The organism is Burkholderia sp. MR1-5-21, assembly GCF_053427715.1.
Genome location: NZ_JBSAXD010000007.1, coordinates 123,131 through 148,686, shown reverse-complemented (window position 1 = coordinate 148,686; position 25,556 = coordinate 123,131). Strand labels below are relative to the sequence as shown.

Genomic DNA, 25,556 nt, shown 5'->3' with positions numbered 1-25,556 from the left:
ATGCACGCGACCTGCAACGACGACGCCGTTGCGGCGCGCGGCCTGCGCCTACAAGACCCTGCTGTAGCCGTCGTCGTCGCTCGCCTCGTTCAGATGCGAGATGTCGGCCCACTGCACGACGTTCGCGCGTCCGTCCACGTAGTCGACGACGTTGATGCTCGTATTGAGCAGCTGATAGTTGCGCGGCGCGTCGAGATCGAGCCCGTTTGCGAATCGATACACGCAATCGAGCACGCCGCCGTGCGCAACGCACGCGATCCGGCCGCCCGGATGCGCGGCGACGATCGGCTCGAGCGCATGCAGCACGCGATGATAGAACGCGCGCTGCGACTCGCCGCCTTCGGGTTCGAAACCCGGGTCGCGCGTCTGCCATGCGGCATACGCATCCGGAAAGCGCGCCTCGATCTCCCCGCTGTCATGCCCCTGGAAGATGCCGTATGCGCGCTCGCGCAGGCCTTCGTGCAGCACGAGCGGCAGGCCGAGCGCATCGGCGGCCGGCTGCGCGGTCTGCTGCGCGCGCATCAGGTCGCTCGAGTAGATCGCGTCGACGCGCGCACCGTCGCGCGCATCGCGCGCAAGACGCGTGGCGAGCCGCTGCGCCTGCGCGAGCCCCGAATCGGCGAGCGGAATGTCGATATGGCCCTGGATGCGCTTGATGCGGTTCCAGGCCGTCTCGCCATGACGGATGAAGAGAATCTGCGTGGTAGCCATCGCGACGGCGCTCCCGGAAAGAATCAGGGCCGCACTTGCAGCCAGAACGTCACCGGCCCGTCGTTGACGAGCGAGACCTGCATGTCGGCGCCGAATTCGCCGGTCGCGACGAGCGGATGGCGCGCACGCGCCGCGGCAACGAAATAATCGAACAGCCGCGCACCCTCGTCGGGCGGCGCCGCGGGCGTGAAGCTCGGGCGCAGCCCGCTGTTCGTATCGGCTGCAAGCGTGAACTGCGACACGAGCAGCAAGCCGCCCGCGCGCCCTTCGCCGTCGATGTTCGACACCGGCAGGTTCATCTTGCCGGCCGCATCGCTGAACACGCGGTAGCCGAGGACCTTCGCGAGCAGCTTGTCGGCCGCCGCGTCGGTGTCGCCCCGCTCCGCGCAGACGAGCGCGAGCAGGCCCGCGCCGATCTCGCCCGTCACGCGGTCGCCGACGCGCACGTCGGCGCGCTTCACGCGCTGGATCAGCGCGATCATGCGGTCAGCGTCACGCGCGCGAAGCGGCGCTTGCCGACCTGAACGACGTACTCGCCTGCCTCGACCTTGAGGCCCTTGTCCGACACGGTCGCGCCGTCGATCTTCACGCCGCCCTGCTCGATGTTGCGCAGCGCTTCGCTCGTCGACGGCACGAGGCCCGCCTGTTTCAGCAGCTGGCCGATCGCGAGCGGCGCGCCCGCGAGCGTCACCGACGGGATGTCGTCCGGCACGCCGCCCTTCGCGCGGTGGTTGAAGTCCTCGAGCGCGCGCTCGGCGTCGGCCTGCGAATGGAAGCGCGCGACGATTTCCTGCGCGAGCAGCACCTTGAAGTCGCGCGGGTTGCGGCCCGCCTCGGCCTCGCGCCGGAAGCCGACGATCTCGTCCATGCTGCGGAACGACAGCAGCTCGAAGTAACGCCACATCAGCGTGTCCGAGATGCTCATCAGCTTGCCGAACATGTCGGTCGGCTTCTCGCTGATGCCGACATAGTTGCCCTTCGACTTCGACATCTTCTCGACGCCGTCGACGCCTTCGAGCAGCGGCATCGTCAGGATGCACTGCTGTTCCTGGCCGTACTGCTTCTGCAGTTCGCGGCCGACGAGCAGGTTGAACTTCTGGTCGGTGCCGCCCAGTTCGAGATCGGCATTCAGCGCGACCGAATCGTAGCCCTGCATCAGCGGGTACAGGAACTCGTGGATCGAGATCGGCACGCCGCCCTGGAAGCGCTTCGTGAAGTCTTCGCGCTCGAGAATCCGCGCGACCGTGTAGCGCGACGCGAGCTTGATCATCCCGTCCGCGCCGAGCGGCATCGACCATTCGCTGTTGTAGCGGATCTCGGTCTTCGCGCGGTCGAGCACGAGCGATGCCTGTTCGAAATAGGTCTTCGCGTTCGACTCGATCTGCTCGCGCGTGAGCGGCGGGCGCGTTGCGTTGCGGCCGGACGGATCGCCGATCAGCGACGTGAAATCGCCGATCAGGAAGATCACCGTGTGGCCGAGGTCCTGCAGCTGGCGCATCTTGTTCAGCACGACCGTGTGGCCGATGTGGATGTCCGGTGCGGTCGGATCGAGGCCGAGCTTGATGCGAAGCGGCTTGCCGGTGGCCGCGCTGCGCGCGAGCTTCTGCGCGAACTCTTCCTCGATCAGCAGTTCGTCGACGCCGCGCTTCGTGACGGCGAGCGCATGCCGGACTTCGTCGGTGATCGGGAATACAGGCTTGGAACTGGGTTCGGTGCTCATCGGTGCCAGAAGGAATGTCGCAAAGACAAGGATTTTCCCATAACTTGCGCGCGCATCGCTTAACGGCGGCCATGGTTGCGCGGATAATCGGGCACAAGGCGCGCGGTACTGGCCCGCGCCGCATGATTCGGGAGAGATCACGTGCCGCTAAGACGTCCGCCACCCGGCCATCCGGCCGATGGCGTTTACTTCGGGTTGATGTCGGGAACGAGCATGGACGGCGTCGACGGCGTCGCCGTGCGCTTCGAGCACGGCAAGCCGCCGGCGGTGCTCGCCGAAGCGTTCGTCGGGTTTGCGCAGTCGCTGCGCGACGCGCTGTTCGCGCTGCAGCAGCCGGGGGACGACGAGATCGAGTGCGAAGCGCTCGCGGCCAACGCGCTCGCGACGCGCTATGCGGTGTGCTGCCACGAACTGCAGCGCACGGCGGGGCTTGCGCCCGACCAGGTGCGCGCGATCGGCGTGCACGGCCAGACAGTGCGACATCGCCCCGAGCGTGGCTATACGCGGCAGATCAACAATCCGGCGCTGCTCGCCGAACTCACGCATATCGACGTGATCGCCGATTTCCGCAGCCGTGACGTCGCCGCGGGCGGCCAAGGCGCGCCGCTCGTGCCCGCGTTCCACGCGACCGTGTTCGGCGCGCCGGGCGAGACGCGCGTCGTCTGCAATCTCGGCGGCATCAGCAATATCACGATCCTGCCCGGCGAAGGCGGCGATGTGCGCGGCTTCGACTGCGGCCCCGCGAATGCGCTGATCGACGAATGGGCGAGCCGCCACCTCGGCAAACCCTACGATGAAGGCGGCCGGTTCGCGGCGCGCGGCACCGTCCATGCGCCGCTGCTCGATGTGCTGCTCGACGAGCCCTATTTCGACGCGCCGCCGCCGAAGAGCACCGGACGCGACCTGTTCAATCCGGCCTGGCTCGATGCCAGGCTGGCCGCATTCGCTCAGCTCGCGCCGGAGGACGTCCAGGCCACGCTCACGGCGCTGACGGCCGTGTCGATCGCACACGAAGTCGCACAGCATGCGCCCGACTGCACGGCTGTTTATGTGTGCGGCGGCGGCGCCCGCAACCCCGTGCTGCTCGATGCGCTCACGCGTGCGCTGCGCGAGCGCGGCGTACGCGCGGCGGTCGACACGACGACCGCGCTCGGCGTGCCGCCGCAGCAGGTCGAAGCGCTCGCGTTCGCGTGGCTCGCACGCCGCTTCAACGCGCGCGAGCCCGGCAATCTCGCGTCGGTCACCGGCGCCGCCGGCGACCGCGTGCTCGGCGCGCTCTATCCGCGCTGAAGCGCTGCACGCCGATCATTCGGGCACAAAAAACGGGGCTTGATGCCCCGTTTTTCATGTCGGCGAACCGGATCGGATCCGGCGCGTGCTCAGACCGAGAACGACGAACCGCACCCGCAGGTGGTCGAGGCGTTCGGGTTCTTGATCACGAACTGCGCGCCGTTCAGGTCGTCCTTGTAGTCGATTTCCGCGCCGACCAGATACTGGTAGCTCATCGAGTCGATCAGCAGCTGGACGCCGTTCTTGTTCATCACGGTGTCGTCCTCGTTGACTTCCTCGTCGAACGTGAAGCCATACTGGAAGCCCGAGCAGCCGCCGCCTTGCACGAACACGCGCAGCTTCAGGTCAGGGTTGCCTTCTTCGTCGATCAGTTGCTTGACCTTCTCGGCCGCCGCATCGGTGAAGACGAACGGTGCCGGCATTTCGGTCGTGGCTGCGGATTCGGTAACAGCGTTCATGCGAACTCTCCAATAAGCTTTAGCCGCTATTGTAGGGCTGATCTCAATATCGTGCTGATGTCCATGAAATCAACAGGTTCTTGTCGATTTCGTCAAAGTGGGCGACCGGCGTGGGCGACCGGCTTTGCCGGCCGGCGCGCGCGCCCCACAGGCCGCCGCCATCGGCGCGCAACGACGAACCGGACGCGCATAAAAAAACCGCCAGCGCAAAAGCTGGCGGTTTTTTCCGGCAGGCGCCGCCCGAAAGCGGCGCACGACCGTGAAGCGCTTAACGCTTCGAGAACTGCTTGGCGCGGCGTGCCTTGCGCAGACCGACCTTCTTACGCTCGACTTCACGTGCATCGCGCGTGACGAAGCCTGCGTTCGACAGCGACGGCTTCAGCGTCGCATCGTAGTCGATCAGTGCACGGGTGATGCCGTGGCGCACTGCGCCTGCCTGACCCGTTTCACCGCCGCCGGTCACGTTCACCTTGATGTCGAACGTCTGGCCGTGGTTCGTGAGTTCCAGCGGTTGACGCACGATCATCAGCGACGTTTCGCGCGAGAAGTAGTCAGCGATGGGCTTGCCGTTGACGATGATGTCGCCCTTGCCAGCCTTGATGAAGACACGTGCGACTGCGCTCTTGCGGCGGCCCGTACCGTAGTTCCAGTTACCGATCATGTGGGCTCCCCTTAGATCTCGAGCGCCTTCGGCTGTTGCGCCGAATGCGGATGCGTCGCTTCTGCGTAGACCTTCAGCTTCTTGATCATCGCGTAGCCGAGCGGGCCCTTCGGCAGCATGCCCTTGACCGCCTTCTCGAGCGCGCGGCCCGGGAAGCGTTCCTGCATCTTGCCGAACGTCGTTTCATAGATACCGCCCGGGTAGCCCGAGTGACGGTAGTACTTCTTGTCCAGAGTCTTGTTGCCCGTGACCTTCAACTTGCTCGCGTTGATGATGATGATGAAATCACCGGTGTCGACGTGCGGGGTGAACTCAGGCTTGTGCTTGCCGCGCAGACGGCGTGCCACTTCGCTGGCAACACGGCCGAGAACCTTATCCGTCGCGTCAATCACGTACCATTCGCGCGTCACCTCATGGGCTTTTGCGGAAAACGTCTTCATGATCGATCCAAAAAAAATGCTTTGCCCGATGTGTTCTTTCCTGCTTGTGTAGGTGCGCTTCGAGGCGCGGTGCAGGCTCTCCCTGTTCTTTTTCCGTGGGCATGAATGCGGAAAAGCCCTGAATTATAAAGGAAATGGCGTGCCGCGGTCAAAGGGAATCCGCGTCTGGATACGCGGCGCGCGCGAAATCGGCGAAAATCCGGTCGTGCCCCGTTAAAACGGACGAATCCGAGCGTCCTGGGGCACGCAGCGGCACGCGCCATCTTCACCCTTGTGCGCGCCGGACAAGGAGAACAACAAACACGATGAAGCCACAACTCACGCCCTTCTTCGCGGTCGCCCTGCTGATCGGTGCCGCCACGCCCGCCGCCGCCGATCCGGCCGGCTGCAACGCCAAGCTCGAGGCGCTCGACGCGCGGATCGCCGCCGCCCGCGAGGCCCACGCCGAGGATCGCGTCGCCCGCCTGCGCGCGGTGCGCGAACGGGTCCGGCATTTCTGTTCGCACCGCCACGGCCATGCGTCCGCCGTGCACGCACCGCCGGCTCATCCGCGCGCCGCGGCGTCCGGCACGGCCGCGCAGCCCGCCGGCCGGCAGCCCGCATAACGGTCGCCTGACGCGCGAAATGCGCGTCGATCCTTGCATGGGACGAAAAAAAGCCCGAACGGCTGGTTCGGGCTTAATCCACCATTGGAGGAGGGTGGAGGAGACATTCGGAGGTTGCCGCAGCGCGACAACCAATGAGACGCATTATACGAACGCACCCGCGACAGCACAAGAAAATTTGCATTACGAAATCTGACATCACGATATGAAATTTCGTCGCACGACTTGGCCCGGGTGATTTCATTCGAAAAATCAGTCACTTGCCTGCCAGGACGACAGACCTGCATCGCACGCGCCTAGAGTAAAACCCCTAAAAATCCAGGGGAAATCGGCGCCCTGCCGCCCGCTGCGCGCGGCAGGCCGGCGCCCGCCGTTCAACATCGTGCAGCGCATCAGCCGACCGTTGCGTCGCGGGCTACAATGCCGGATCGAATTCGAATCAGGCAACGCTGGAGCGCAAGCATGGAATGCAAAGTAAGCTGGTTGGGTCAGGACGGCATGGCCTTTTCCGCCCAGACCGGGAGCGGACACCTCATCGCGATGGATGGCGCGCCGGAGGGCGGCGGCCACAACCTGGCGGCGCGGCCGATGGAGATGGTGCTGGTCGGTACCGGCGGCTGCACCGCCTACGACGTCGTGCTGATCCTGAAGAAGAGCCGCCAGGAAGTCACCGGCTGCTCGGTCACGCTGAAGGCCGAGCGCGCGAGCGAAGACCCGAAGGTCTTCACGAAGATCCACTTCCACTTCACCGTCTCCGGCCGCAACCTGAACCCGGCCACCGTCGAGCGCGCGATCAACCTGTCGCACGACAAGTACTGCTCGGCGTCGATCATGATCGCGAAGACGGCCGAACTCACGCATTCGTTCGACATCGTCGCCGCCTGATCCGGCGCCCGGTCGCACCGATGAAAAAAAGGGCCGGCGTCTCGCAACGAGACGCCGGCCCTTCTTGCATTCGAGCGGCAAAGCAGGCCGATAAGCCGGATTCTGTGCACGCCGCGCGTCCGAAGACGTGCGGCGCGTGGCAGCCATTCCTCTAGGCGCGCCATTGCTGACGCGCTCAAGCTTCCTACCCGCAGACGAGACGGGGGCCCCGTCCTGCATCCGGAGATGCGCGCCTGCCTACTTGGAATTGCTCCGGGTGGAGGTTACCGTGCCGGCGAACGTCGCCGTCGCCGCGGTGCGCTCTTACCGCACCGTTTCACCCTTACCTGATCCCGGCTTGCGCCGGGCCATCGGCGGTTTGCTTTCTGTTGCCCTGTTCCGCGTGTCGCCACGGATGGCCGTTAGCCATCACCCTGCCCTGTGGAGTCCGGACTTTCCTCGCCCCCGCCTGCCCGAAGGCGGCGGGGCCGCGACTGCCTGGCCTGCTTTGCGACGCGCATTCTAGCACTGCACGCCGCGCGTCACAGCGCTCGCGTGCGCCGCCCGCTGCGAAACACCGCCGGATCGTCGTAGAACGACGGATCGGCATTGGCCGCGCACCAGCCCGGCACGCCCAGCACCGGCAGCGGCGAGAAATCGCGGCTCGTCAGCGCGCACGTCGCGAGCGCATGCGCGACCTGCTCGTCGACGTGGGCCGCCTGGCGTGCAGCGGGCCACGTGAAATAGTCGGCGCTGACTTCGACGATCCACACATGCGCGGTGCAGGACTTGTACGGCGCGACGAGCTTCTCGAGCAGCGCGTGTCCGACGATGCGCGTCTCGCAGCGCGTGCCCCACGCGTCACGCGCGACGACCAGCAGCCGCTGCCAGTCGAAACCCCGCAGCGCGCCGGCGAGCGCCGGGTCGGCCGTCACGAACAGCGCAGCGTTTTCGTCGAACAGCGTCAGCGCATCGCGCAACGTGCCGCGCACGGGCCCGACGCCGCCGGCCGCGTCGATCGCGGCTGCCTGGCGCGCGTTCAGCGCCGCCTTGATGCGCGGATACGCGAACCAGACGAGCGCATTGAAGAAGTCGTGGAGATTGTGCCGCGTCGGCACGCCGCCCGTTGCGGCGATATGGGTCTCGTACGCGACGCCCGCCGGCAGATCGGCCTGCGGCACGAAGCGCAGCGGCTCGCCACGGCCGCTGACGAGCGCGGTCACCCGCTCGGCGCGCCTGGCGTGTGCAGCGCGGTTCAGCGCGGCGAGCAACGCGGGCGCGCCGTCGAGCGCGGCCGTGTGCACCGCGCGGCCCGGTTCGTCGAAGCCCGCGAGCCACGGCGCGGACCAGTCGATCCGTTCGAATGCCGCCGCGTCCGTACCGGCCGGCTGGCCGGCCGCGCGCGGCGGCGCGGCGTTCACGCGAGTTTCCAGCCGATCGACTCGCCCGCACGCAGCGGCACGACCGGCGTGTCGCCCGCGAGGATTTCGAGCGGCAGTTCCCACGGTTCGCGGCGCAGCGTCACCGTCTCGTTGCTGCGCGGCAGGCCGTAGAAATCCGCGCCGAAGAAGCTCGCGAAGGCTTCGAGCTTGTCGAGCGCGCCGGCGTTGTCGAACGCTTCCGCATACAGCTCGAGCGCGTGCAGCGCCGTGTAGCAGCCCGCGCAGCCGCACGCGGTTTCCTTTGCATTGCGCGCGTGCGGCGCGCTGTCGGTGCCGAGGAAGAAGCGCGGGTTGCCCGACGTCGCCGCCTCGACGAGCGCGATACGGTGGGTCTCGCGCTTGAGCACCGGCAGGCAGTAGTAATGCGGACGAATCCCGCCGACGAAGATCGCGTTGCGGTTGTACAGCAGGTGGTGCGCGGTGATCGTCGCGCCGATCAGGCCCGGGGCGGCGTCGGCGTCGCGCACGTAGTCGGCCGCGTCCTTCGTCGTGATGTGCTCGAACACGACCTTGAGGCCCGGGAAATCGCGGCGCAGCGGCGTCATCACGCGGTCGATGAAGACCTTCTCGCGGTCGAACAGGTCGATCGACGCGTCGGTCACCTCGCCGTGCACGAGCAGCGGCATGCCGACCTCCTGCATCGTCTCGAGCGTCTTCGCGCATTTCGCGAGATCGGTCACGCCGTGATCCGAGTTGGTCGTGGCGCCCGCCGGATACAGCTTCACGCCGTGCACGAAGCCGCTTTCGCGGGCGCGGCGAATCTCGTCGGGCGGCGTGTTGTCGGTCAGGTACAGCGTCATCAGCGGCTCGAACGTCACGCCGGCAGGCACCGCGGCGAGGATCCGCTCGCGGTATGCATGCGCCTGTTCGGTGGTCGTCACGGGTGGCTTCAGGTTCGGCATGATGATCGCGCGGCCGAACTGGCGCGCGGTATGCGGCAGCACCGCGGCGAGCATGTCGCCGTCGCGCACGTGCAGGTGCCAGTCGTCGGGACGGGCGAGCGTCAGCGTCGCCGGAGAAGGTGCGTTCGAGGCAGTCATAGGAGGCGTCGTGAGGAATCGGGCGAACAGCGGGGGCGGAAAACGGTGCCGGAAGGCGCCGGCGCGGGCCGATTGACGGCAAACCGCAACACGGGGCCGCTCGCCGGTGGAATCCGCTTTTTACCGCTGTTGGCTCGGTGATATGCTAGAAGCACACATTGTACCGGGGTTCACCCGGTCCCAACCGGTTCGATACCCCGCTTCAGCCTGCCGCCCCAAGTAAAATGTGCCAACTCTTAGGAATGAACTGCGCCGCGCCGACGGACGTCACATTCTCCTTCACCGGCTTCGCGGCCCGGGGCGGGCTCACCGATCACCATGCCGACGGCTGGGGCATCGCATTCTTCGAGGACAAGGCCTGCCGCCTGTTCATCGATCACCAGGCATCGGCCACGTCGCCGATCGCCGAAATGGTGAAGCGCTACCCGATCAAGTCGAAGAACACGATCGCGCACATCCGCAAGGCGACGCAGGGCCATATCCTGCTCGAGAACAGCCATCCGTTCATGCGCGAGCTGTGGGGCCGGCACTGGATCTTCGCGCATAACGGCGACCTGCAGGATTACGAACCGGACATGGACGGCAGCGTCTATCACCCGGTCGGCACCACGGACAGCGAAAAGGCGTTCTGCGTGCTGATGCAGGGGCTGCGCGAAGCGTTCCCCGGCGCGCAGCCGCCGCTGCCCGAGCTGTTCGAGCGGGTCGGCGAACTGACTCGCGACATCACCGATCACGGCGTATTCAATTTCCTGATGTCGAACGGGCAGGCGCTGTTCGCGCACTGCTCGACGCGGCTGCACTACCTCGTGCGCCGCTGGCCGTTCTCGACCGCGCACCTCGTCGACGAAGACCTGTCGATCGATTTCGCGAAGTACACGACGCCCGAGGATCGGGTCGCGGTGATCGCGACGCAGCCGCTCACCGACAACGAAGTGTGGACCGCGTTCGAGCCCGGCGAACTGATCATGTTCCAGTGCGGCGACGTCTCGGCGCGGATGCAGATCCCGGTGCCGCCCGCCGTGCTCGAGAAGCTGCGCAACCCGGCGCTGGACGCGTCGGCGTCCGCGCCCGCGCGGCCGCTGCACGCGGTCGAAGCGGACGTCAGCGAGGATGCGTTCGATTTCTGAGCGCGCCGCCCGCCTGCGGACAACGGCCTGCAGATGACAAAACGCCCGGCATCGCCGGGCGTTTCCATTTGCAGCACGGCATCGAGGGCGGCCCCGCCGCCCTTCCCGCTCAGTGCAGGATCTTCGCGAGGAAGTCCTTCGCGCGGTCCGACCGCGGATTCGCGAAGAAATCTTCCTTGCGGTCGTCCTCGACGATCGCCCCCTTGTCCATGAAGATCACGCGATGCGCGACCTTCTTCGCGAAGCCCATCTCGTGCGTGACGACCATCATCGTCATCCCTTCCTTCGCGAGTTCGACCATCACGTCGAGCACTTCGTTGATCATCTCGGGGTCGAGTGCGGACGTCGGCTCGTCGAACAGCATCGCGATCGGGTCCATCGACAGCGCGCGCGCAATCGCGACCCGCTGCTGCTGGCCGCCGGACAGCTGGCCCGGATACTTGTGCGCGTGCGCGTTGAGACCCACGCGGTCGAGCAGCTTCAGCCCCTTGTCGTTCGCCTCGTCCTTGCTGCGGCCGAGCACCTTGACCTGCGCGAGCGTCAGGTTCTCGGTGATCGACAGGTGCGGGAACAGCTCGAAATGCTGGAACACCATCCCGACCTTCGAGCGCAGCTTCGACAGGTTTGTCTTCTTGTCGCCGACCGACTGGCCGTTGACGAGGATTTCGCCCTGCTGGAACGGCTCGAGGCCGTTCACGGTCTTGATCAGCGTCGACTTGCCCGAGCCCGACGGCCCGCAGACGACCACCACCTCGCCCTTCTTGACCTCGGTCGTGCAATCGGCGAGGACCTGAAACTGGCCGTACCACTTCGAAACGTTCTTGATGGAAATCATCTTGTGACCTTTTTCTGGAGACCTTTGACGAGGGCGGATGCCACCGTGCAAATCACGAAATAGCATGCGCCCGCGAACAGGATCATCTCGACGCTCGTGCCGTCGCGATCGCCGATGTTCGCGGCCGTGCGGAAGAAGTCCGCGAGACTGATCACGTAGACGAGCGACGTGTCCTGGAACAGCACGATCGCCTGCGTGAGCAGGAGCGGCACCATCGCGCGGAAGGCCTGCGGCAGGATCACGAGGCGCATCGCCTGCGCGTAGTTCATGCCGAGCGCGAACGCGGCATTCATCTGCCCGCGCGGCACCGCCTGGATGCCGGCGCGGATGATCTCCGAATAATACGCGGCTTCGAACAGCGAGAACGCGACCATCGCCGACGCGAGCCGGATGTCGATCGTCGGCGACAGCCCGAGCACGCCCTGCAGCACCTGCGGCACGATCAGGAAGAACCACAGCAGCACCATCACGAGCGGGATCGAACGGAACACGGTCACGTAGCCCTGCGCGAACCACGCGAGCGGCTTGATGCCCGACAGCCGCATCAGCGCGAGCAGCGTGCCCCAGATGATCCCGACCACGATCGCGAGCGCCGTGATCTGAAACGTGATGACCGCCCCCGTCCACAGCGCCGGCATCGCGCCGGGGAGACTACTCCAGTCGAACTGATGCATCACTTGCCTCCAATGTAGCCGGGCAGCTTCGACTTGCTTTCGACCCAGCGCATGAACGACATCACGACGAGGTTGATGATCACGTACGCGAGCGTGACCGCGATGAACGACTCGTACGTCTGCGCGGTGTAGTCGACGAGCTGGCGTGCCTGCGCGGACAGGTCGAGCAGGCCGATCGTCGACGCGACCGCGGAGTTCTTGAAGATGTTCAGGAATTCCGACGTGAGCGGCGGCACGATGATCCGGTACGCGACCGGCAGCAGCACGTAGCGATACGTCTGCCACTGCGTGAAGCCCATCGCGAGGCCCGCGGCGCGCTGACCCTTCGGCAGCGCGTTGATGCCCGAGCGCACCTGCTCGCACACGCGCGCGCCGGTGAACAGGCCGAGACAGACGATCGACGCGGTGAAGAACTGCGTGCCCGGCGGCAACTGCTTGATCCAGGTGCCGATCGCCGGCGGCAACAGTTCCGGCACGACGAGGTACCAGACGAAGAACTGCACGATCAGCGGGATGTTCCGGAAGATCGACACGTACACCGTGCCGATCGCAGACAGCCATTTGTTCGGGACGGTGCGCAGCACGCCGAACAGCGAGCCGACGATCAGCGCGATCACCCAGGCGGTGAGCGACACCTTGATCGTCACCCAGAACCCGGACATCAGCCATCCGAAGTAAGTGGTGGGCTCGCCGGTCGACACGGGGCTCAGGAAGATGCCCCAGTTCCAGTGGTATGACATGGACAAGACTCCAGCAAAAAGAAACGGAAGAAGCGTGGCCTCTTCCGTTCCATTAGCGTCAATTCTGCGTCAACGGACGCGTGGTCAGTCGAGCGCCTTGTCGTTCGGGTTCGCGTAGAGATTCTTCATCGCGTCGGAAAGCGGGAACTTCAGGTTCAGCCCCTTCGGCGGGATCGGGTTCTCGAACCACTTCGCGTAGATCTTCGCGGCGTCGCCCGACTTCTCGACCTGCTGGATCGCGTCGTCGACGAGCTTCTTGAACGCCGGGTCGTCCTTGCGCATCATGCAGCCGTACGCTTCCTGCGATTGCGGCGTGCCGACGATCACCCAATCGTCCGGCTTCTTCGCCTTCGCACGCTCGCCCGCGAGCAGCGCGTCGTCCATCATGAACGCGACCGCGCGGCCCGTCTCGAGCGTCTGGAACGACTCGCCGTGATCCTTCGCGCTGATGATCGTCATGCCCATCTGCTTCTCGTTGTTCATCGCACGCAGCAGGCGCTCGGACGTCGTGCCGGCCGTCGTCACGACGGTCTTGCCCTTCAGGTCCGGGAAGTCCTTCACGCCCGAACTCTTGTTCGTCATCAGGCGCGTGCCGATCACGAAGATCGTGTCCGAGAACGCCGCCTGCTTCTGGCGGTCGAGGTTGTTCGTCGTCGAGCCGCACTCGATGTCGACCGTGCCGTTCTGCACGAGCGGGATGCGGTTCTGCGACGTGACGGGGATGTTGCGGACCTGCAGGTTCGGCAGGTTCAGCTTCTTCTTCACAGCGTCGACGACCTTCATCTGGAAGTCACGCGAGTAGCCGACGACCTGCTGCTTTTCGTCGTAGTAGGAGAACGGGATCGACGATTCGCGGTGGCCCAGCGCGATCACCCCCGTGTCCTTGATCTTCTTCAGCGTGCCGGTCTCCTGGGCATGCGCGCCGCTTGCGAACGCGACGCACGCCGCTGCCATCAGGACTGCCTTGTGGAATTTCATTTTGTTCATCTCCTTGGCTAATACCCGCGCCAGTGTATCAAAGTAATATTTTTGAAAGTACTGGTTGTTTACCGCACTACGGATCGCCGTGGTCGAAGCCGTCCCCCCGGCTCCGGCGCCCGAATGCGCGCGCGGGCGGCACCGGATCCGGTGCCGCCCGCGAGGGTTCATGCACGCAATCGGATGGATTGCGTCATGGCTTGATCGGAATCAAATGATCAGGGGTACAGACCGCGCATTTCGCGCGCCATCAGGATGCGCTTGCACGCAACGATGAACGCCGCGGTACGCACCGATACCTTGTGCTCTTCCGCGACCGCCCACACGCCGGCGAACGCTTCGCGCATCACGCGCTCGAGACGGTGGTTGATCTCGTCTTCCGTCCAGAAGAAGCTCGAGAAGTCCTGCACCCACTCGAAGTACGATACGGTCACGCCGCCCGCGTTCGCGATCACGTCCGGGATCACGAGCACGCCGTTTGCGCTCAGGATGTCGTCCGCCGCGGTCGTCGTCGGGCCGTTTGCGCCTTCGACGATGATCTTCGTGCGGATCTTCGATGCGTTCTTCTCGGTGATCTGGTTTTCCAGCGCAGCCGGGATCAGGATGTCGGTCTCGACCGTCCAGAACTCGTCATTCGGCATCGGCTCCGAGCCTTCGAAGCCCGCGACGCCGCCCGTGCGGCCCACATGGTCGAGCAGCTTGTTCGCGTCGAGGCCGGCCGGCTGATAGATCGTGCCGGTGTGATCCTGCACCGCGATCACCTTCGCGCCTGCTTCCTGGAACAGCTTCGCCGCGATGCCGCCGACGTTGCCGAAGCCCTGCACCGCGATGCGCGCGCCTGCGATCTCGAGGCCCTTCTTCTTCGCCGCTTCGGAGCCGACGACGAACACGCCGCGGCCCGTTGCTTCCTTGCGGCCGAGCGAACCGCCGAGCGAGATCGGCTTGCCGGTCACGACGCCCGTCGACGTCTGGCCCTGGTTCATCGAGAACGTGTCCATCATCCACGCCATCACCTGTTCGTTGGTGTTGACGTCCGGTGCCGGAATGTCGGTGTTCGGGCCGATGATGATGCCGATTTCGCTGGTGTAGCGACGCGTCACGCGCTCGAGCTCACCGCGCGACAGCTTGCGCGGGTCGACACGGATGCCGCCCTTCGCGCCGCCGTACGGCACGTTCACGGCCGCGTTCTTCACCGACATCCACGCGGACAGCGCCATCACTTCCGACAGCGTCACGTCCTGGTGATAACGCACGCCACCCTTGCCCGGACCGCGCGACACGTTGTGCTGTACGCGATAGCCTTCGAAGTGCGCGACGGTGCCGTTGTCGAGCTCGATCGGCACGTCGACGACCAGGATGCGCTTCGGGCGCTTCAGCGTTTCGAGCCAGCGCGACAGCGAGCCGAGGTACGGCGCGACGCGATCGACCTGCTGAAGGTAGTTACCCCATGGGCCGAGATCGTCGGCGTGCAGGTAGGACGGGATGGACTGCAATTGCGAAGACATGGATTCTCCAACGGTCAACGGATGGCGCACATTGTCGAAAAACCCGTTTTTTTTATCCAATGCCGTTTGCTTATTCGATTATGCGTTTCATGCATGATCGCGATTTTTCGCAATTACGCGGTCGATTTGCGCAAGAACGGCTGCGATCGGCCGTCGATCCGGTGCGCAAAAAATCGTGTTGGTCGGGTGCGGCGCCGTTCGCCGCACCGTGCTCGTCGCGCGTGTGCGCGGACAATTCGCTGCGTTGCCTGCGTCGCGCCCGCGCTTCCGGTCGTCGGCGCAAGCCGCTTGCAGGGCGTTTGCAGCCCGTTTGCAGTCCGTTAGTCAGCAAAGCGGGCGTCAGCCGGCCGCCTCGCGCAGCTCGTCGCTGACCACCTCCCACAGCGCTCGCACGAGTTTTTGCCGCGGCTCGTCGCCCTGCACCGCGACCTTGTCGCAGTAGAGCCGGATCTCCATCGTCAGCGTGAACGGATGCGCGCCGCCGCGCACCGCGCGGTCGAGCCGGATCAGGCGGCCACCCGCGACCGCGTCCTCCACCGCGCTGTGCGGCAGGAACGCGACGCCGTGGCCCGCGAGCGCCATCGCCTTCAGCCCTTCGGCCATGTCGGTTTCGTAGACGCGGTCGAGAAACAGCGGCGTCGGCGCGTTCGCGATGATCACCTCGGTCATCCGGCCGAGATACGCGTTCGGCGTATATGACAGGTACGGCACGCGCGCGTCCGCGGTGCCCGGCAGCGTATAGCGCGGCCGCCCCGCGCGGCCGGGTGCCGAGAACGGGCTGATCGGCTCGCTGCCGAGCGTCAGCATGTCGTAGCGTGCGGGATCGAGCGCGACGGGGTGGCTCGGATGGTGATAGCCCATCACGAGATCGCAGCCGCCCTCGACGAGCGACAGCACCGCGTCGTGAACGTTCAGCGCGCGCAGCCGCGTATGAACCGGCCCCATCTTCGCCTCGATCCGCTGCAGCCAGCGCGGGAAATAGGTGAGCGACAGCGTGTGCGGCACCGCGAACTCGATCGTCGGCACCGGCGCGCCGACGTGGCCGCGCAACAGCGTGCGCGCTTCGTGCGCCTGCGACAGCATCGTCAGCGCCTGCTCGTAGAAGATCTGGCCGGCCTGCGTGAGCCGGGTCGGATAGACCGAACGATCGATCAATTCGGTCGCGAGCCAAGCCTCGAGCGCCTGGATGCGGCGCGAGAACGCCGGCTGCGACACGTGCCGCAATTCGGCGGACCGGCTAAAGCTGCGCGTCTCCGCGAGCGAGACGAAGTCTTCGAGCCATTTCAGTTCCATGCGGGCGGCCGCGGCGGGCGGCAATCGGGAAGAAGCCAGCATTTTACCGGCGGGGATCGGCTGGCGGTGCCCGGGCGCGCCCGACGGGCCGACGCGTCCGGGCGTGCGAGCCGGTCGCGGGCGTGGCGCGCCGGCTTCCCCGGCTTCCAGCTCCCGGTGTCGGCGCGCGCACCGGCATGGGCGCCCCTGCGCACGGAAAGCGGCAGTCGTTGTGCATCGCCGCACCAGCGCCGCGCCGCACGCACGCGCACGGTGCCGGCGCCGGCGCCGACTGACGGGCCGCAGCTTCCCGCCCCGCGTTGCCGGACAAGGCCGGACGCCACGCCGGACAAAACATGCCAACCGTTGGCATGGACATTGCGGAACACGTACCCGGCGCCGCCGCGCGGCGCGCCGCCCGACATTTCGTCCGACCTCGCCCGGCCCTCCCGGCCGGCAATCCGGAGAGGCCCCACCGATGAAGAACTTGCGCATTTCCCTGCAAAGCGGCAACTGGCGTTCGCTGCTCGCGTGCTTCCTGTATTTCGACACCGGCTTCACCGTCTGGGTGCTGTACGGCCCGCTCGCGCCGTTCATCGGCAAGGACATCGCGATGACCGCCGCGCAGCAGGGCTTTCTCGTCGCGGTGCCGGTGCTCGCCGCCGCGATCCTGCGCGTGACGCTCGGCAACCTGTACCAGTCCGCCAACGGACGCCGCGTCGCGCTGATGGGCGTGTTGCTGTCCGCGCTGCCCGCGGTGGTGCTGCCGTGCGTGCCCGGCACGCCGTCGTATGCGTTGCTGCTCGTGCTCGGCGTGTTCCTCGGGATCGGCGGCGCGAGCTTCGCGGTCGCGCTGCCGATGGCGGGCAGCAGCTATCCGCCGAAGGTGCAGGGCCTCGTGCTCGGCCTGGCCGCCGCCGGCAACATCGGCGCGGTGCTCGACGGCTTCATGTTTCCGCACATCGCGGCCGCGCTCGGCTGGAAGTTCTCGACGGCCGCCGCGCTGCCGCTGCTCGCGATCGCCGGCTTCGCGCTGTTCGCGTGGGCCGACGACCGCGGCGAGAAATCGGGCAGCGCACCGCGCGCGCTCGGCGCGTTCGCGGTCACGCTCGCGGGCCTCGTCGCGCTCGTGCTCGCGGTGCACGGCGGGCTGTTCGGCGCCGGGAAGACCGGCGTGCTGCTGCTGCCGGTGATGGGCGCGCTGCTCGCGATCGCCGTGCTGCCCGCGCGCTATCGCACCGTGCTCGCGGAACGCGACACGTGGGTCATCATGCTGATCTACAGCATTACGTTCGGCGGGTTCGTCGGCATGTCGTCGTACGTCACGCTGCTGCTCACGACCCTCTACCAGATGCCGAAGATCGAAGCGGGCCTGTTCATGTCGCTGCTCGCGTTCCTCGGCGCGATCGTGCGGCCGTTCGGCGGGCATCTCGCCGACCGCGTGACCGGCGTGCGTGCGCTGCTCGTCCTGCTGGCGGCGATCGCCGCCGCCGACTTCGCGTTCGCCGCGTGGATGCCGCCGCTCGAGGGCGGCATCGCGCTGCTGATCTGCCTGTACATCGCGTTCGGGCTCGGCAACGGCGCGACGTTCCAGCTCGTCCCGCACCGCTGGCAAGGCAAGACGGGGCTGCTGTCCGGCATCGTCGGCGCGGCGGGCGGGATCGGCGGCTTCTACCTGCCGGTCGTGATGGGTATCGCGAAGGAAAGCACCGGCAGCTACCAGCTCGGCTTCGCGACGTTCGGCGCGCTCGCCGCATGCGCGTGCGGCGCGCTCGTGCTGCTCCGCGCACAGTGGCTGCGCTGGGCTGCACCGGCCGATGCGGCACCGGCCGGCCTCGCTGCCGCGCCGCTGAACGCCGCGGCGCATGTCGCCGAGTGACGGCAGCCGGCCGGCCGCACTCGCAGGGTGCAGGCCAGCCGTGCGGCGCGGCATCGACCGGTAGCGGACGCGGCGCACACCGCCGCCCGCGCGCGCCTGAACGCCCCCGCCCGCGCCGGGCGGCGGCCACCCTGCACGGGCGGGCCCGGCCGCGGACAGGGCCGCGCGGTCGATGACGGCAGGCGCCGCCCGGACCCGATCGGCGCGCGACTGGGGACGGCCGCGCGCCGATGGTAAAATCGCGGATTCTCCTCCCCCTCGTTCGACCCGGCCCCAAGGCCCGCCCGACCATGTCCGACACTCGTCCCGATACGCTTTTCGCCCTCACCGCGCTCTCGCCCATCGACGGCCGCTACGCCAGCAAGACCGAAGCGCTGCGCGACTGGCTCTCCGAAGCCGCCTTCATGCGCCACCGCGTCACCGTCGAAGTGCACTGGCTGATCGCGCTGTCGCGCGCCGGCTTCGCCGAAGTCCCGCGCTTCTCCGACGCCGCCGAGCAGTTCCTGCTGCAGCTCGTCGAGCGCTTCACAGCACACGACGCCGCGCGCATCAAGGAAATCGAGCGCGTGACGAACCACGACGTGAAGGCCGTCGAATACTGGCTGAAGGAATCGGTCAAGGGCCAGGCCGAACTCGAGAAGGCGAGCGAGTTCATCCACTTCGCGTGCACGTCCGAAGACATCAACAACACGTCGCACGGGATGATGCTCGCCGGCGCGCGCGAGCACGTGATCCTGCCGGCGCTGCGCACGGTGCACCAGCGCCTCGTCGCGCTCGCGCATGCGCTCGCCGACCAGCCGATGCTGTCGCGCACGCACGGCCAGCCGGCCAGCCCGACGACGCTCGGCAAGGAACTCGCGAACGTCGCCGCGCGCCTCGCGCGCGCGATCGTGCGCATCGAGAAGGTCGAGATCCTCGGCAAGATGAACGGCGCGGTCGGCAACTTCAACGCGCACCTGTCCGCGTATCCGGAATTCGACTGGGAAGCGTTCTCGCGCGACGTGATCGAGAACCGCCTGAAGCTCACGTTCAACCCGTACACGATCCAGATCGAGCCGCACGACTACATGGCCGAGCTGTTCGACGCGGTCGCGCGCGCGAACACGATCCTGCTCGACCTCGACCGCGACGTGTGGGGCTACATCTCGGTCGGCTACTTCAAGCAGAAGACGAAGGCCGGCGAGATCGGCTCGTCGACGATGCCGCACAAGGTCAACCCGATCGACTTCGAGAACTCGGAAGGCAACCTCGGCCTCGCGAACGCGACGCTGCGCCACCTCGCCGACAAGCTGCCGGTGTCGCGCTGGCAGCGCGACCTGACCGATTCGACGGTGCTGCGCAACATGGGCGTCGCGCTCGGCTACTCGCTGCTCGCCTATGACTCGCTGATCCGCGGCCTCGACAAGCTCGAAGTGAACCCGCAACGCCTGAACGAAGACCTCGACAACTGCTGGGAAGTGCTCGCCGAGCCGGTGCAGACGGTGATGCGCCGCTACGGCATCGAGAACCCGTACGAGCAGCTGAAGGAACTGACGCGCGGCAAGGGCATCACGCGCGAGGCGCTGCAGCAGTTCGTCGGCACGCTCGCGATCCCGCAGGACGCGAAGGACCGCCTGCTCGCGATGACGCCGGCGTCGTACATCGGCAAGGCCGTCGAACTCGCGAAGCGGATCGCGTAACACACGTCCGATCGCGGCGCCCGGCCGACGGCCGCCGCCGCTTTCAAGGAAAACGCCCGATGCGTGCACTGCACCGCATCGGGCGTTTTCGTTTCCGGCATCGTATTGGCGCCGACGCGGCCGGGAATCAGTCGATTCGTCGATTCATCGATCCGCCGCCACGCCGGCCGAAGCCGATCAGAACGAAATCATCTTCCCCGGATTGAGCGCGCTCATCACGCTCATCGCCGCCTTCGCGGCCGGAATCGCGATCGGCGACAGCTGGCGGCCGAGCGGAATCTCGCGGTGATCGATGCCGGTCAGCATCGAGAAATCGTCGTTGCGGCCGACGAAGTCGTCGCAGATCGCCTTGCCGATCCGCACCGTCTGCGCGACGCCGTGGCCGCTCCAGCCCTGCACCATGTACACGGGCACGCGGCTGTCGGTCTTGCGGCTGTCCGTCGCGCCGTTCAGCGTGAAGTCGCTGACGCCGCTCCAGCAGCAGTCGAGCGCGAAGTGGCCGTCGATCTGCGGGAACACCGTGTTCAGCCGCGTGAGCAGGTACGCGTTGACGTCCGGCTGCGCCCAGCAGGTGCCGGTGCCCTGCCCGCCGAACAGCAGGCGGTTGCCGCGCACGGGCCGGTAGTAGTCGATCTGGAACTGCGTGTCGTAGACCGGCATGCCGGCCGGCATCAGCGTCGCGACGTCGACGTCGAGCGGCGCCGTCACGCTCACGTACGTGAAGAACGGCACGGTCGTCGCGCCGCCGTCGTCGAGCAGCCGGAACGTCGCGTTGTGCAGCGCGAGCACGACGCCCTTGCGGGCCGTGATCGTGCCGCCGCCCGTGGTCGCGACGACGCCGGCCGGCGTCTCGTCGAGCTCGAGCACCTCGGTGCCCTCGAACAGCGCGCCGCCGTTCAGCCGGAAACCGTGGACGAGACCGCGCACCAGCGCGAGCGGATGGATCTGGCCGCCCATCGCGTCGATCGCCGCGCCGTGGTACAGCGCCGAGCGCACGTATTCGTGCTGCAGCTGGTGCTTGCCGGCGAGCGTCACGCTCGCGTCGCCGAGATAGTGGCGCGCATCCGCGCCGTCGAGCAGCGCGCTCATGTGGCCCGGGTGAACCGCCGCCGTGATGTGGCCGCGCTTGCGGTCGAGATCGAGCGCGTAGCGCGCGCCGATCGCGTCGATCAGGTCCATCGACTCGGCCGACGCGAAACGCCACAGACGCTTCGCGTCGTCGTGCGACAGGTGTTCGATCATGTCGGCCGCTTCCCAGCGCGCGAGGCCCGGCGTGAGCTGCCCGCCGTTGCGGCCCGACGCCGCGGAGCCCACGTGGTGCTTGTCGACGAGGATCGTATCGACGCCCGACTCGGCGAGGTGCAGCGCCGCCGATGCGCCGAGCAGGCCCGCGCCGATCACGAGCACGTCGCACACCGCGTCGCGCGCGAGCGGCGCGCTGTTTTCCCAGCGCGACAGCGACGCCTCATACCAGTTCGCCGGACGCTCACCGTCGTAACGGGCCGGATCGCACCAGTTCCAGTTGTCTTTCTCGATATTCAGTTGCGTTTGTTCAAAGCGCGATTCGTCCTGAATCAGGGGTTTATTGCTCGACGTCATGTTTGCACTTGCATGGTAGGGCCTGTTCACGCTAATAACGGGCTTGCGCTGGCCGCCAGAAGGGCCGAGCGCAAGGAATGCGACGAAGCGAATACCGGACGTATTCGCAAGGAGCATGACGCAGCGATCGGCCCTTCTGGCGGCCAGCCCCACAAATGATTTTTTCAAGATCAGGGGAACGTGCCTTGCCGGCCGCATTGCGGCGTCGATCGTCACTTGTTTGGCTCGGCCAAACGGCGCTCCTCACTCCTTGCACTGCAGCCGGCAAGGCACGTTCGCAAGCCCGTTATTAGCGTGAACAGGCCCTAGGCCGCCTGTCGAATAGCCATACTGGCTTCGCGGGTGGGGCAGCCGGTTCCACTTGGGTGTCAACGAGAGGCGGGCGCGATGGCCCGTGTTGACGGCGGACACGCTCGTGTCGCCTGGATCCCGGACCGTGCGGAAGCACGTATTGAAAGGTGCCGGGACACCCAATTTCTACACCGCAGAAATAATTCTACAGTGTAGAATAAATTTTCGTCAAGTTTACGCCCTGTCCGGCCCGGCGCCGGGTACGGAAAAGCCACCAGCCCCGATGAAAGACAAACCCGCCCAGGGCCCGCGCGGCCTCGACAAGGACGCGATCGTCGCCGCCGCGCTGTCCTTGCTCGAAGACGTCGGCGAAACGGCGTTCAGCGTGCGCAAGCTCGCGCAGGCGGTCGGCTGCGATCCGATGAGCGTGCTCTACCACTTCAAGTCGAAGGAAGGGCTGAGCCGCGCGATCGCGAACGCGCTGTCGCGCTCGCTCGTGCCGGTCGACGAAAGCCTGCCTTGGCGCGAACGGCTGCGCGACCTCGCGCGCCAGTATCGCGCGCTTGCGCTGCGCTATCCGGCCGCGTTCGCGCTGCTGCAGCGCCATGTCAGCACCGGGCCGGCCGATCTCGCGCATGTCGAAACCGTGCACCGCGCGCTCGCCGACGCCGGCATCGCGCACGCGGCGCTGCCGTGCGTGTGCGTCGGCTGGTACGCGAGCGTGATCGGGCTCGCCGCGGCCGAAGCCGGCGGGCTGACGCGGCCGGCGAACGACGTCGAGCTTGCGGAAATGGCTGCGCTGTCCGACGCCGACCAGCCGCTCGTCAAGTCAGCCGCGCCGCGCTATGCGCGGCTCGACCCGGCCGCCGTGCACGACACGATGCTCGAGATCCTGCTCGACGGCATTGCGCGCCACGCAGACACGGCTGTCGCCGCCCCGAAATGAACAAAGGCGCCCCGAGGGCGCCTTTGCATACCGACTTCCGATTGCCGCGAACCGCGCTCAGTGCTGCTGCGCGACGCCGATCTTCACCATCACCTGATCGACGATCTGTTCGGGCGTCAGCGCGATGCTGACCTCGATCGCTTCGTCCGGGCCCGGCTCCTCGAGCGTGTCGAGCTGGCTCTGCAGCAGCGACGGATCGAAGAAATGGCCGGTGCGGGTCTTCAGGCGCTCGTGCAGCATGTCGAACGAGCCCTTCAGGTAGACGAACCGCACGTCGGTATCGGAGCCGCGCAGCACGTCGCGATACGCGCGCTTCAGCGACGAGCAGGTGAAGACGGCCGTCTCCCCCGCGCGCTGCTTGTCCTCGATGGCCGCACGAATCGACTGCAGCCAAGGCCAGCGGTCGTCGTCGGTCAGCGGAATCCCCTGGTGCATCTTTTCCTTGTTGGCGGCGCTGTGAAACGCGTCGCCGTCGGTATAGGTGCACGACAGGCGTTCCGCCAGCATTTCGCCGATCCGCGATTTACCCGCGCCCGACACGCCCATTGCGATCAGAATCATTGACTACCCCTTGTTACAGAAACGTGCTCAGCAACAACGTAAACGTGAGGCCGAGCACCGAGATGATCGTTTCCAGCAGCGTCCAGGTCTTGAACGTCTGGCCGACCGTCATCCCGAAATACTCCTTGATCAGCCAGAAACCGCCGTCGTTGACGTGCGAGAAGATCAGCGAGCCCGAACCCGTCGCCAGCACCAGCAGTTCCGGACGAACCGTCACGCCCGACGCGGCTGCGATCGGTGCGACGATGCCGCATGCGGTCGTCATCGCGACCGTCGCCGAGCCGGTGGCCAGACGAATCAGCGCCGCGACGAACCAGCCGAGCAGCAGCGGCGACAGATGCGCCTGCGTCGCGGTCGCGACGATCTGCTGCGAGATCCCGCTGTCACGCAGGATACCGCCGAAGCCGCCGCCCGCGCCGACGATCAGCGTGATCCCGGCGATCGGCGCGAGACACTCGCTGCAGAACTTCTGGATCTGGTCGCGGTTGAAGCCCTGCTTCGCGCCGAACGTCCAGAAGCTGACCAGCACCGCGATCAGCAGCGCGACGTCCGAGTTGCCCGCGAAGCGCAGCAGGTTGTTCGGCAGCGACTTCGGCGCGAACAGCAGGTCGGCCCAGCTGCCGACCAGCATCAGCACCACCGGCAGCAGGATCGTGAACAGCGTGATGCCGAAGCTCGGCAGCTCGCGCTTCTTGCCTTCGACATGCGACTCGACGAATTGCGCGGCGAGCGGGTTGTTGTTCGGCAGCTTCACGTACTTCGAGATCGTCAGCGCGAACAGCGGACCGGCGACAATCGCGGTCGGCACGCCGACGATCAGGCCGAATGCGATCGTCTTGCCGATGTCGGCGCCGTATTGCTGCACCGCGAGCAGGGCCGCCGGGTGCGGCGGGATCAGCCCGTGCACGACCGACAGGCCGGCCACCATCGGCAGGCCGACGACGAGCAGCGACTTGCCGGTGCGCTTCGCGACGTTGAACGCGATCGGGATCAGCAGCACGAAGCCGACTTCGAAGAACACCGGCAGGCCGACGATGATCGCGACGAACATCATCGCCCAGTGAATGTTCTTTTCACCGAACCAGCTGATCAGCGTGGTCGCGATCCGCTCCGCGCCGCCCGACTCGGCCATCATCTTGCCGAGCATCGTGCCGAGGCCGACGACGATCGCGATGTGGCCGAGCGTGCCGCCCGTGCCCGCCTCGAACGACTTGACGATCTTGTCCATCGGCATGCCGACGACGAGGCCGAGGCCGAGCGAGACGATGATCAGCACCAGGAACGGATAAATCTTGAAGCGCGCGATCATCAGGATCAGCGCGGCAATCGCGATCAAGGTGAATACGAGCAGCATGCTGCCTTGGACAGCCCCCATGTGGCACTCCTCCTTGGGATTATTCGAACCGGGCGGATTGACGCGAGTATGCCCGGCTATGCAGGTCTCCGAAACAGCGGGCGAACCCCGCCATCAGGACGCTGAATTTTACTTATCTTTACGGTCGAGCGATAGAACCGGTTCCATAGGCAAAAACCCTCGGTAAAACAAGCACTAAGCGCTAGTTTACCGAGGGTCAATCTGCCATTTCGTACAAGTATTAGCGGGCGAGCTGGCTTGCAGCTTGCGCGAGACGCGTGACCTCCGCCCAGTCCTGCGCCGCGAGCGCGGCCTTCGGCGTCAGCCACGAGCCGCCGACGCACACGACGTTCGGCAGCTTCAGGAAATTCGGCGCCGTATCGGCCGTGATGCCGCCCGTCGGGCAGAACTTGAGATTCGGGAACGGGCCGTGGAACGCCTGCAGCATCGGCACGCCGCCCGCCTGCTGGGCCGGGAAGAACTTGACGATCTCATAGCCGAATTCGAGCGCCTGGATGATGTCGCTCGGCGTCATCACGCCCGGCAGCAGCGGCAGGTCCGCGTCCAGCGCGGCGAGGTGCAGTTCCTTAGTCAGGCCGGGCGACACGGCGAACTTCGCGCCCGCGCGCTTCGCCTGCGCGCAATGTTCGGGCTTCGTGATCGTGCCGACGCCGACGACGATGTCGTCCGCGAGCTGGCTCGCGCGTTCGATCGCTTCCAGCCCCGCCGCGGTGCGCAGCGTGATCTCGAGCACCTTCACGCCGCCTGCATGCAGTGCGCGCGACACGTGCTCGCCCTGCTCGACCGTGTCGAACGCGAGCACCGGAATCACCGGGCCCAGCTTCACGATTTCGCCAATCGTCATCATCGATATCTCTCCTTGAA

25 protein-coding genes and 1 other RNA gene are annotated in these 25,556 nt (G+C 66.5%); 7 read left to right on the top strand and 19 right to left on the bottom strand.

All coding sequences use genetic code 11. The features are described 5' to 3' along the window. Nucleotides 1–48 precede the first annotated feature (48 nt). Genes ACV229_RS12325 through tyrS form a run of 3 tightly spaced genes read right to left on the bottom strand, consistent with a single transcriptional unit; the run spans nt 49 to nt 2,431 of the window. Nucleotides 49–711, bottom strand: a complete 663-nt coding sequence (locus ACV229_RS12325) for a histidine phosphatase family protein (protein WP_448083406.1) — start codon at nt 709–711, stop codon at nt 49–51. 23 nt (nt 712–734) lie between these two features. Next, complete coding sequence (dtd, locus tag ACV229_RS12320) at nt 735–1,193, bottom strand: D-aminoacyl-tRNA deacylase (protein ID WP_448083405.1); 459 nt, start codon at nt 1,191–1,193, stop codon at nt 735–737. Beyond that, a complete protein-coding gene (gene tyrS / locus ACV229_RS12315) occupies nt 1,190–2,431 on the bottom strand; it encodes a tyrosine--tRNA ligase (RefSeq protein ID WP_448083404.1) in 1,242 nt (413 codons plus the stop codon). The genes dtd and tyrS overlap by 4 nt, the downstream gene beginning before the upstream one ends. Nucleotides 2,432–2,572: 141 nt before the next feature. Here tyrS and ACV229_RS12310 point away from each other — a divergent pair, with 141 nt between their 5' ends. Beyond that, entirely contained in the window at nt 2,573–3,721 is a 1,149-nt protein-coding gene (locus ACV229_RS12310) for an anhydro-N-acetylmuramic acid kinase (protein WP_448083403.1), read from the top strand. A gap of 89 nt (nt 3,722–3,810) precedes the next feature. On the opposite strand, the gene erpA is transcribed toward ACV229_RS12310, so the two are convergent. The 3 genes from erpA to rplM form a co-directional block, all read right to left on the bottom strand. Beyond that, the gene (gene erpA, locus ACV229_RS12305) at nt 3,811–4,179 is read right to left on the bottom strand and encodes an iron-sulfur cluster insertion protein ErpA (protein WP_132028018.1); all 369 of its coding nucleotides are present in this window, start codon (nt 4,177–4,179) and stop codon (nt 3,811–3,813) included. Between the two features lie 268 nt (nt 4,180–4,447). After that, nucleotides 4,448–4,840, bottom strand: coding sequence for a 30S ribosomal protein S9 (gene rpsI / locus ACV229_RS12300; RefSeq protein ID WP_009687897.1), 393 nt, complete (start codon nt 4,838–4,840; stop codon nt 4,448–4,450). A gap of 11 nt (nt 4,841–4,851) precedes the next feature. After that, nucleotides 4,852–5,280: a 50S ribosomal protein L13 gene (gene rplM, locus ACV229_RS12295; RefSeq protein ID WP_009687896.1), complete on the bottom strand. Its 429-nt coding sequence runs from the start codon at nt 5,278–5,280 to the stop codon at nt 4,852–4,854. A gap of 305 nt (nt 5,281–5,585) precedes the next feature. On the opposite strand from rplM, the gene ACV229_RS12290 reads away from it, so the two are divergent. Together ACV229_RS12290 and ACV229_RS12285 are read left to right on the top strand one after the other, a co-directional pair. Next, complete coding sequence (locus tag ACV229_RS12290; protein WP_448083402.1) at nt 5,586–5,885, top strand: DUF1090 family protein; 300 nt, start codon at nt 5,586–5,588, stop codon at nt 5,883–5,885. Between the two features lie 420 nt (nt 5,886–6,305). Then, nucleotides 6,306–6,770, top strand: a complete 465-nt coding sequence (locus tag ACV229_RS12285; protein WP_448083401.1) for an OsmC family protein — start codon at nt 6,306–6,308, stop codon at nt 6,768–6,770. Nucleotides 6,771–6,845: 75 nt separating this feature from the next. Here ACV229_RS12285 and rnpB read toward each other — a convergent pair. From rnpB to pyrC, 3 genes are all read right to left on the bottom strand, one after another. Beyond that, nucleotides 6,846–7,259: RNase P RNA component class A (gene rnpB, locus ACV229_RS12280), an RNA gene on the bottom strand. Nucleotides 7,260–7,291: 32 nt separating this feature from the next. After that, entirely contained in the window at nt 7,292–8,170 is an 879-nt protein-coding gene (locus ACV229_RS12275; RefSeq protein ID WP_448083400.1) for a DUF3025 domain-containing protein, read from the bottom strand. Beyond that, nucleotides 8,167–9,231 carry a dihydroorotase gene (pyrC, locus tag ACV229_RS12270; RefSeq protein ID WP_448083399.1) on the bottom strand — a complete coding sequence of 355 codons (1,065 nt, stop codon included), beginning with the start codon at nt 9,229–9,231 and terminating at the stop codon, nt 8,167–8,169. The genes ACV229_RS12275 and pyrC overlap by 4 nt, the downstream gene beginning before the upstream one ends. A 224-nt stretch (nt 9,232–9,455) precedes the next feature. On the opposite strand from pyrC, the gene ACV229_RS12265 reads away from it, so the two are divergent. Continuing rightward, the gene (locus ACV229_RS12265; RefSeq protein ID WP_448083398.1) at nt 9,456–10,358 is read left to right on the top strand and encodes a class II glutamine amidotransferase; all 903 of its coding nucleotides are present in this window, start codon (nt 9,456–9,458) and stop codon (nt 10,356–10,358) included. A 109-nt stretch (nt 10,359–10,467) separates the two neighbouring features. Here ACV229_RS12265 and ACV229_RS12260 read toward each other — a convergent pair whose 3' ends face one another. The 6 genes from ACV229_RS12260 to ACV229_RS12235 all read right to left on the bottom strand — a co-directional run bounded on the left by ACV229_RS12260 (nt 10,468) and on the right by ACV229_RS12235 (nt 16,383). Further along, entirely contained in the window at nt 10,468–11,193 is a 726-nt protein-coding gene (locus tag ACV229_RS12260; RefSeq protein WP_448083397.1) for an amino acid ABC transporter ATP-binding protein, read from the bottom strand. Then, the gene (gene gltK, locus ACV229_RS12255) at nt 11,190–11,867 is read right to left on the bottom strand and encodes a glutamate/aspartate ABC transporter permease GltK (RefSeq protein WP_448083396.1); all 678 of its coding nucleotides are present in this window, start codon (nt 11,865–11,867) and stop codon (nt 11,190–11,192) included. The genes ACV229_RS12260 and gltK overlap by 4 nt, the downstream gene beginning before the upstream one ends. Further along, nucleotides 11,867–12,607 carry an amino acid ABC transporter permease gene (locus ACV229_RS12250; RefSeq protein ID WP_448083395.1) on the bottom strand — a complete coding sequence of 247 codons (741 nt, stop codon included), beginning with the start codon at nt 12,605–12,607 and terminating at the stop codon, nt 11,867–11,869. Before ACV229_RS12250 ends, gltK begins: the two co-directional genes overlap by 1 nt. Before the next feature lie 84 nt (nt 12,608–12,691). After that, entirely contained in the window at nt 12,692–13,585 is an 894-nt protein-coding gene (locus ACV229_RS12245; RefSeq protein WP_448083394.1) for a glutamate/aspartate ABC transporter substrate-binding protein, read from the bottom strand. A gap of 218 nt (nt 13,586–13,803) precedes the next feature. Further along, a complete protein-coding gene (locus ACV229_RS12240) occupies nt 13,804–15,090 on the bottom strand; it encodes a Glu/Leu/Phe/Val family dehydrogenase (RefSeq protein WP_448079306.1) in 1,287 nt (428 codons plus the stop codon). A gap of 339 nt (nt 15,091–15,429) precedes the next feature. Further along, nucleotides 15,430–16,383 (bottom strand): LysR substrate-binding domain-containing protein, encoded by a 954-nt coding sequence (locus tag ACV229_RS12235; RefSeq protein WP_448083393.1) that lies wholly within the window; start codon nt 16,381–16,383, stop codon nt 15,430–15,432. 457 nt (nt 16,384–16,840) lie between these two features. Here ACV229_RS12235 and ACV229_RS12230 point away from each other — a divergent pair, with 457 nt between their 5' ends. Continuing rightward, entirely contained in the window at nt 16,841–18,241 is a 1,401-nt protein-coding gene (locus ACV229_RS12230; RefSeq protein ID WP_448083392.1) for an MFS transporter, read from the top strand. A gap of 290 nt (nt 18,242–18,531) precedes the next feature. Then, entirely contained in the window at nt 18,532–19,920 is a 1,389-nt protein-coding gene (gene purB / locus ACV229_RS12225) for an adenylosuccinate lyase (protein ID WP_448083391.1), read from the top strand. Nucleotides 19,921–20,097: 177 nt separating this feature from the next. Here purB and ACV229_RS12220 read toward each other — a convergent pair whose 3' ends face one another. Further along, nucleotides 20,098–21,519, bottom strand: a complete 1,422-nt coding sequence (locus ACV229_RS12220) for an NAD(P)/FAD-dependent oxidoreductase (protein WP_448083390.1) — start codon at nt 21,517–21,519, stop codon at nt 20,098–20,100. A gap of 574 nt (nt 21,520–22,093) precedes the next feature. Here ACV229_RS12220 and ACV229_RS12215 point away from each other — a divergent pair. Next, entirely contained in the window at nt 22,094–22,756 is a 663-nt protein-coding gene (locus ACV229_RS12215) for a TetR/AcrR family transcriptional regulator (protein WP_448083389.1), read from the top strand. A gap of 57 nt (nt 22,757–22,813) precedes the next feature. On the opposite strand, the gene ACV229_RS12210 is transcribed toward ACV229_RS12215, so the two are convergent. The 3 genes from ACV229_RS12210 to eda form a co-directional block, all read right to left on the bottom strand. Next, on the bottom strand, nt 22,814–23,317 hold the full coding sequence (locus tag ACV229_RS12210; RefSeq protein WP_448083388.1) for a gluconokinase: 504 nt from the start codon (nt 23,315–23,317) through the stop codon (nt 22,814–22,816). Between the two features lie 13 nt (nt 23,318–23,330). Beyond that, nucleotides 23,331–24,692, bottom strand: a complete 1,362-nt coding sequence (locus tag ACV229_RS12205) for a GntP family permease (protein WP_448083387.1) — start codon at nt 24,690–24,692, stop codon at nt 23,331–23,333. A gap of 220 nt (nt 24,693–24,912) precedes the next feature. Continuing rightward, nucleotides 24,913–25,539: a bifunctional 4-hydroxy-2-oxoglutarate aldolase/2-dehydro-3-deoxy-phosphogluconate aldolase gene (eda, locus tag ACV229_RS12200; protein ID WP_448083386.1), complete on the bottom strand. Its 627-nt coding sequence runs from the start codon at nt 25,537–25,539 to the stop codon at nt 24,913–24,915. Nucleotides 25,540–25,556 lie beyond the last annotated feature (17 nt).

What these genes read in the sequence shown, in the direction of transcription:
- gltK (WP_448083396.1), bottom strand. Translation starts at nt 11,867, where the DNA reads ATGCATCAGTTCGACTGGAGTAGTCTCCCCGGCGCGATGCCGGCGCTG.
- rpsI (WP_009687897.1), bottom strand. Translation starts at nt 4,840, where the DNA reads ATGATCGGTAACTGGAACTACGGTACGGGCCGCCGCAAGAGCGCAGTC.
- purB (WP_448083391.1), top strand. Translation starts at nt 18,532, where the DNA reads ATGTCCGACACTCGTCCCGATACGCTTTTCGCCCTCACCGCGCTCTCG.
- ACV229_RS12290 (WP_448083402.1), top strand. Translation starts at nt 5,586, where the DNA reads ATGAAGCCACAACTCACGCCCTTCTTCGCGGTCGCCCTGCTGATCGGT.
- ACV229_RS12260 (WP_448083397.1), bottom strand. Translation starts at nt 11,193, where the DNA reads ATGATTTCCATCAAGAACGTTTCGAAGTGGTACGGCCAGTTTCAGGTC.
- erpA (WP_132028018.1), bottom strand. Translation starts at nt 4,179, where the DNA reads ATGAACGCTGTTACCGAATCCGCAGCCACGACCGAAATGCCGGCACCG.
- ACV229_RS12245 (WP_448083394.1), bottom strand. Translation starts at nt 13,585, where the DNA reads ATGAAATTCCACAAGGCAGTCCTGATGGCAGCGGCGTGCGTCGCGTTC.
- dtd (WP_448083405.1), bottom strand. Translation starts at nt 1,193, where the DNA reads ATGATCGCGCTGATCCAGCGCGTGAAGCGCGCCGACGTGCGCGTCGGC.
- rplM (WP_009687896.1), bottom strand. Translation starts at nt 5,280, where the DNA reads ATGAAGACGTTTTCCGCAAAAGCCCATGAGGTGACGCGCGAATGGTAC.
- eda (WP_448083386.1), bottom strand. Translation starts at nt 25,539, where the DNA reads ATGATGACGATTGGCGAAATCGTGAAGCTGGGCCCGGTGATTCCGGTG.
- ACV229_RS12215 (WP_448083389.1), top strand. Translation starts at nt 22,094, where the DNA reads ATGAAAGACAAACCCGCCCAGGGCCCGCGCGGCCTCGACAAGGACGCG.
- ACV229_RS12220 (WP_448083390.1), bottom strand. Translation starts at nt 21,519, where the DNA reads ATGACGTCGAGCAATAAACCCCTGATTCAGGACGAATCGCGCTTTGAA.
- ACV229_RS12285 (WP_448083401.1), top strand. Translation starts at nt 6,306, where the DNA reads ATGCCGGATCGAATTCGAATCAGGCAACGCTGGAGCGCAAGCATGGAA.
- ACV229_RS12205 (WP_448083387.1), bottom strand. Translation starts at nt 24,692, where the DNA reads ATGGGGGCTGTCCAAGGCAGCATGCTGCTCGTATTCACCTTGATCGCG.
- ACV229_RS12240 (WP_448079306.1), bottom strand. Translation starts at nt 15,090, where the DNA reads ATGTCTTCGCAATTGCAGTCCATCCCGTCCTACCTGCACGCCGACGAT.
- pyrC (WP_448083399.1), bottom strand. Translation starts at nt 9,231, where the DNA reads ATGACTGCCTCGAACGCACCTTCTCCGGCGACGCTGACGCTCGCCCGT.
- ACV229_RS12265 (WP_448083398.1), top strand. Translation starts at nt 9,456, where the DNA reads ATGTGCCAACTCTTAGGAATGAACTGCGCCGCGCCGACGGACGTCACA.
- ACV229_RS12210 (WP_448083388.1), bottom strand. Translation starts at nt 23,317, where the DNA reads ATGATTCTGATCGCAATGGGCGTGTCGGGCGCGGGTAAATCGCGGATC.
- ACV229_RS12250 (WP_448083395.1), bottom strand. Translation starts at nt 12,607, where the DNA reads ATGTCATACCACTGGAACTGGGGCATCTTCCTGAGCCCCGTGTCGACC.
- ACV229_RS12230 (WP_448083392.1), top strand. Translation starts at nt 16,841, where the DNA reads ATGAAGAACTTGCGCATTTCCCTGCAAAGCGGCAACTGGCGTTCGCTG.
- ACV229_RS12325 (WP_448083406.1), bottom strand. Translation starts at nt 711, where the DNA reads ATGGCTACCACGCAGATTCTCTTCATCCGTCATGGCGAGACGGCCTGG.
- tyrS (WP_448083404.1), bottom strand. Translation starts at nt 2,431, where the DNA reads ATGAGCACCGAACCCAGTTCCAAGCCTGTATTCCCGATCACCGACGAA.
- ACV229_RS12235 (WP_448083393.1), bottom strand. Translation starts at nt 16,383, where the DNA reads ATGGAACTGAAATGGCTCGAAGACTTCGTCTCGCTCGCGGAGACGCGC.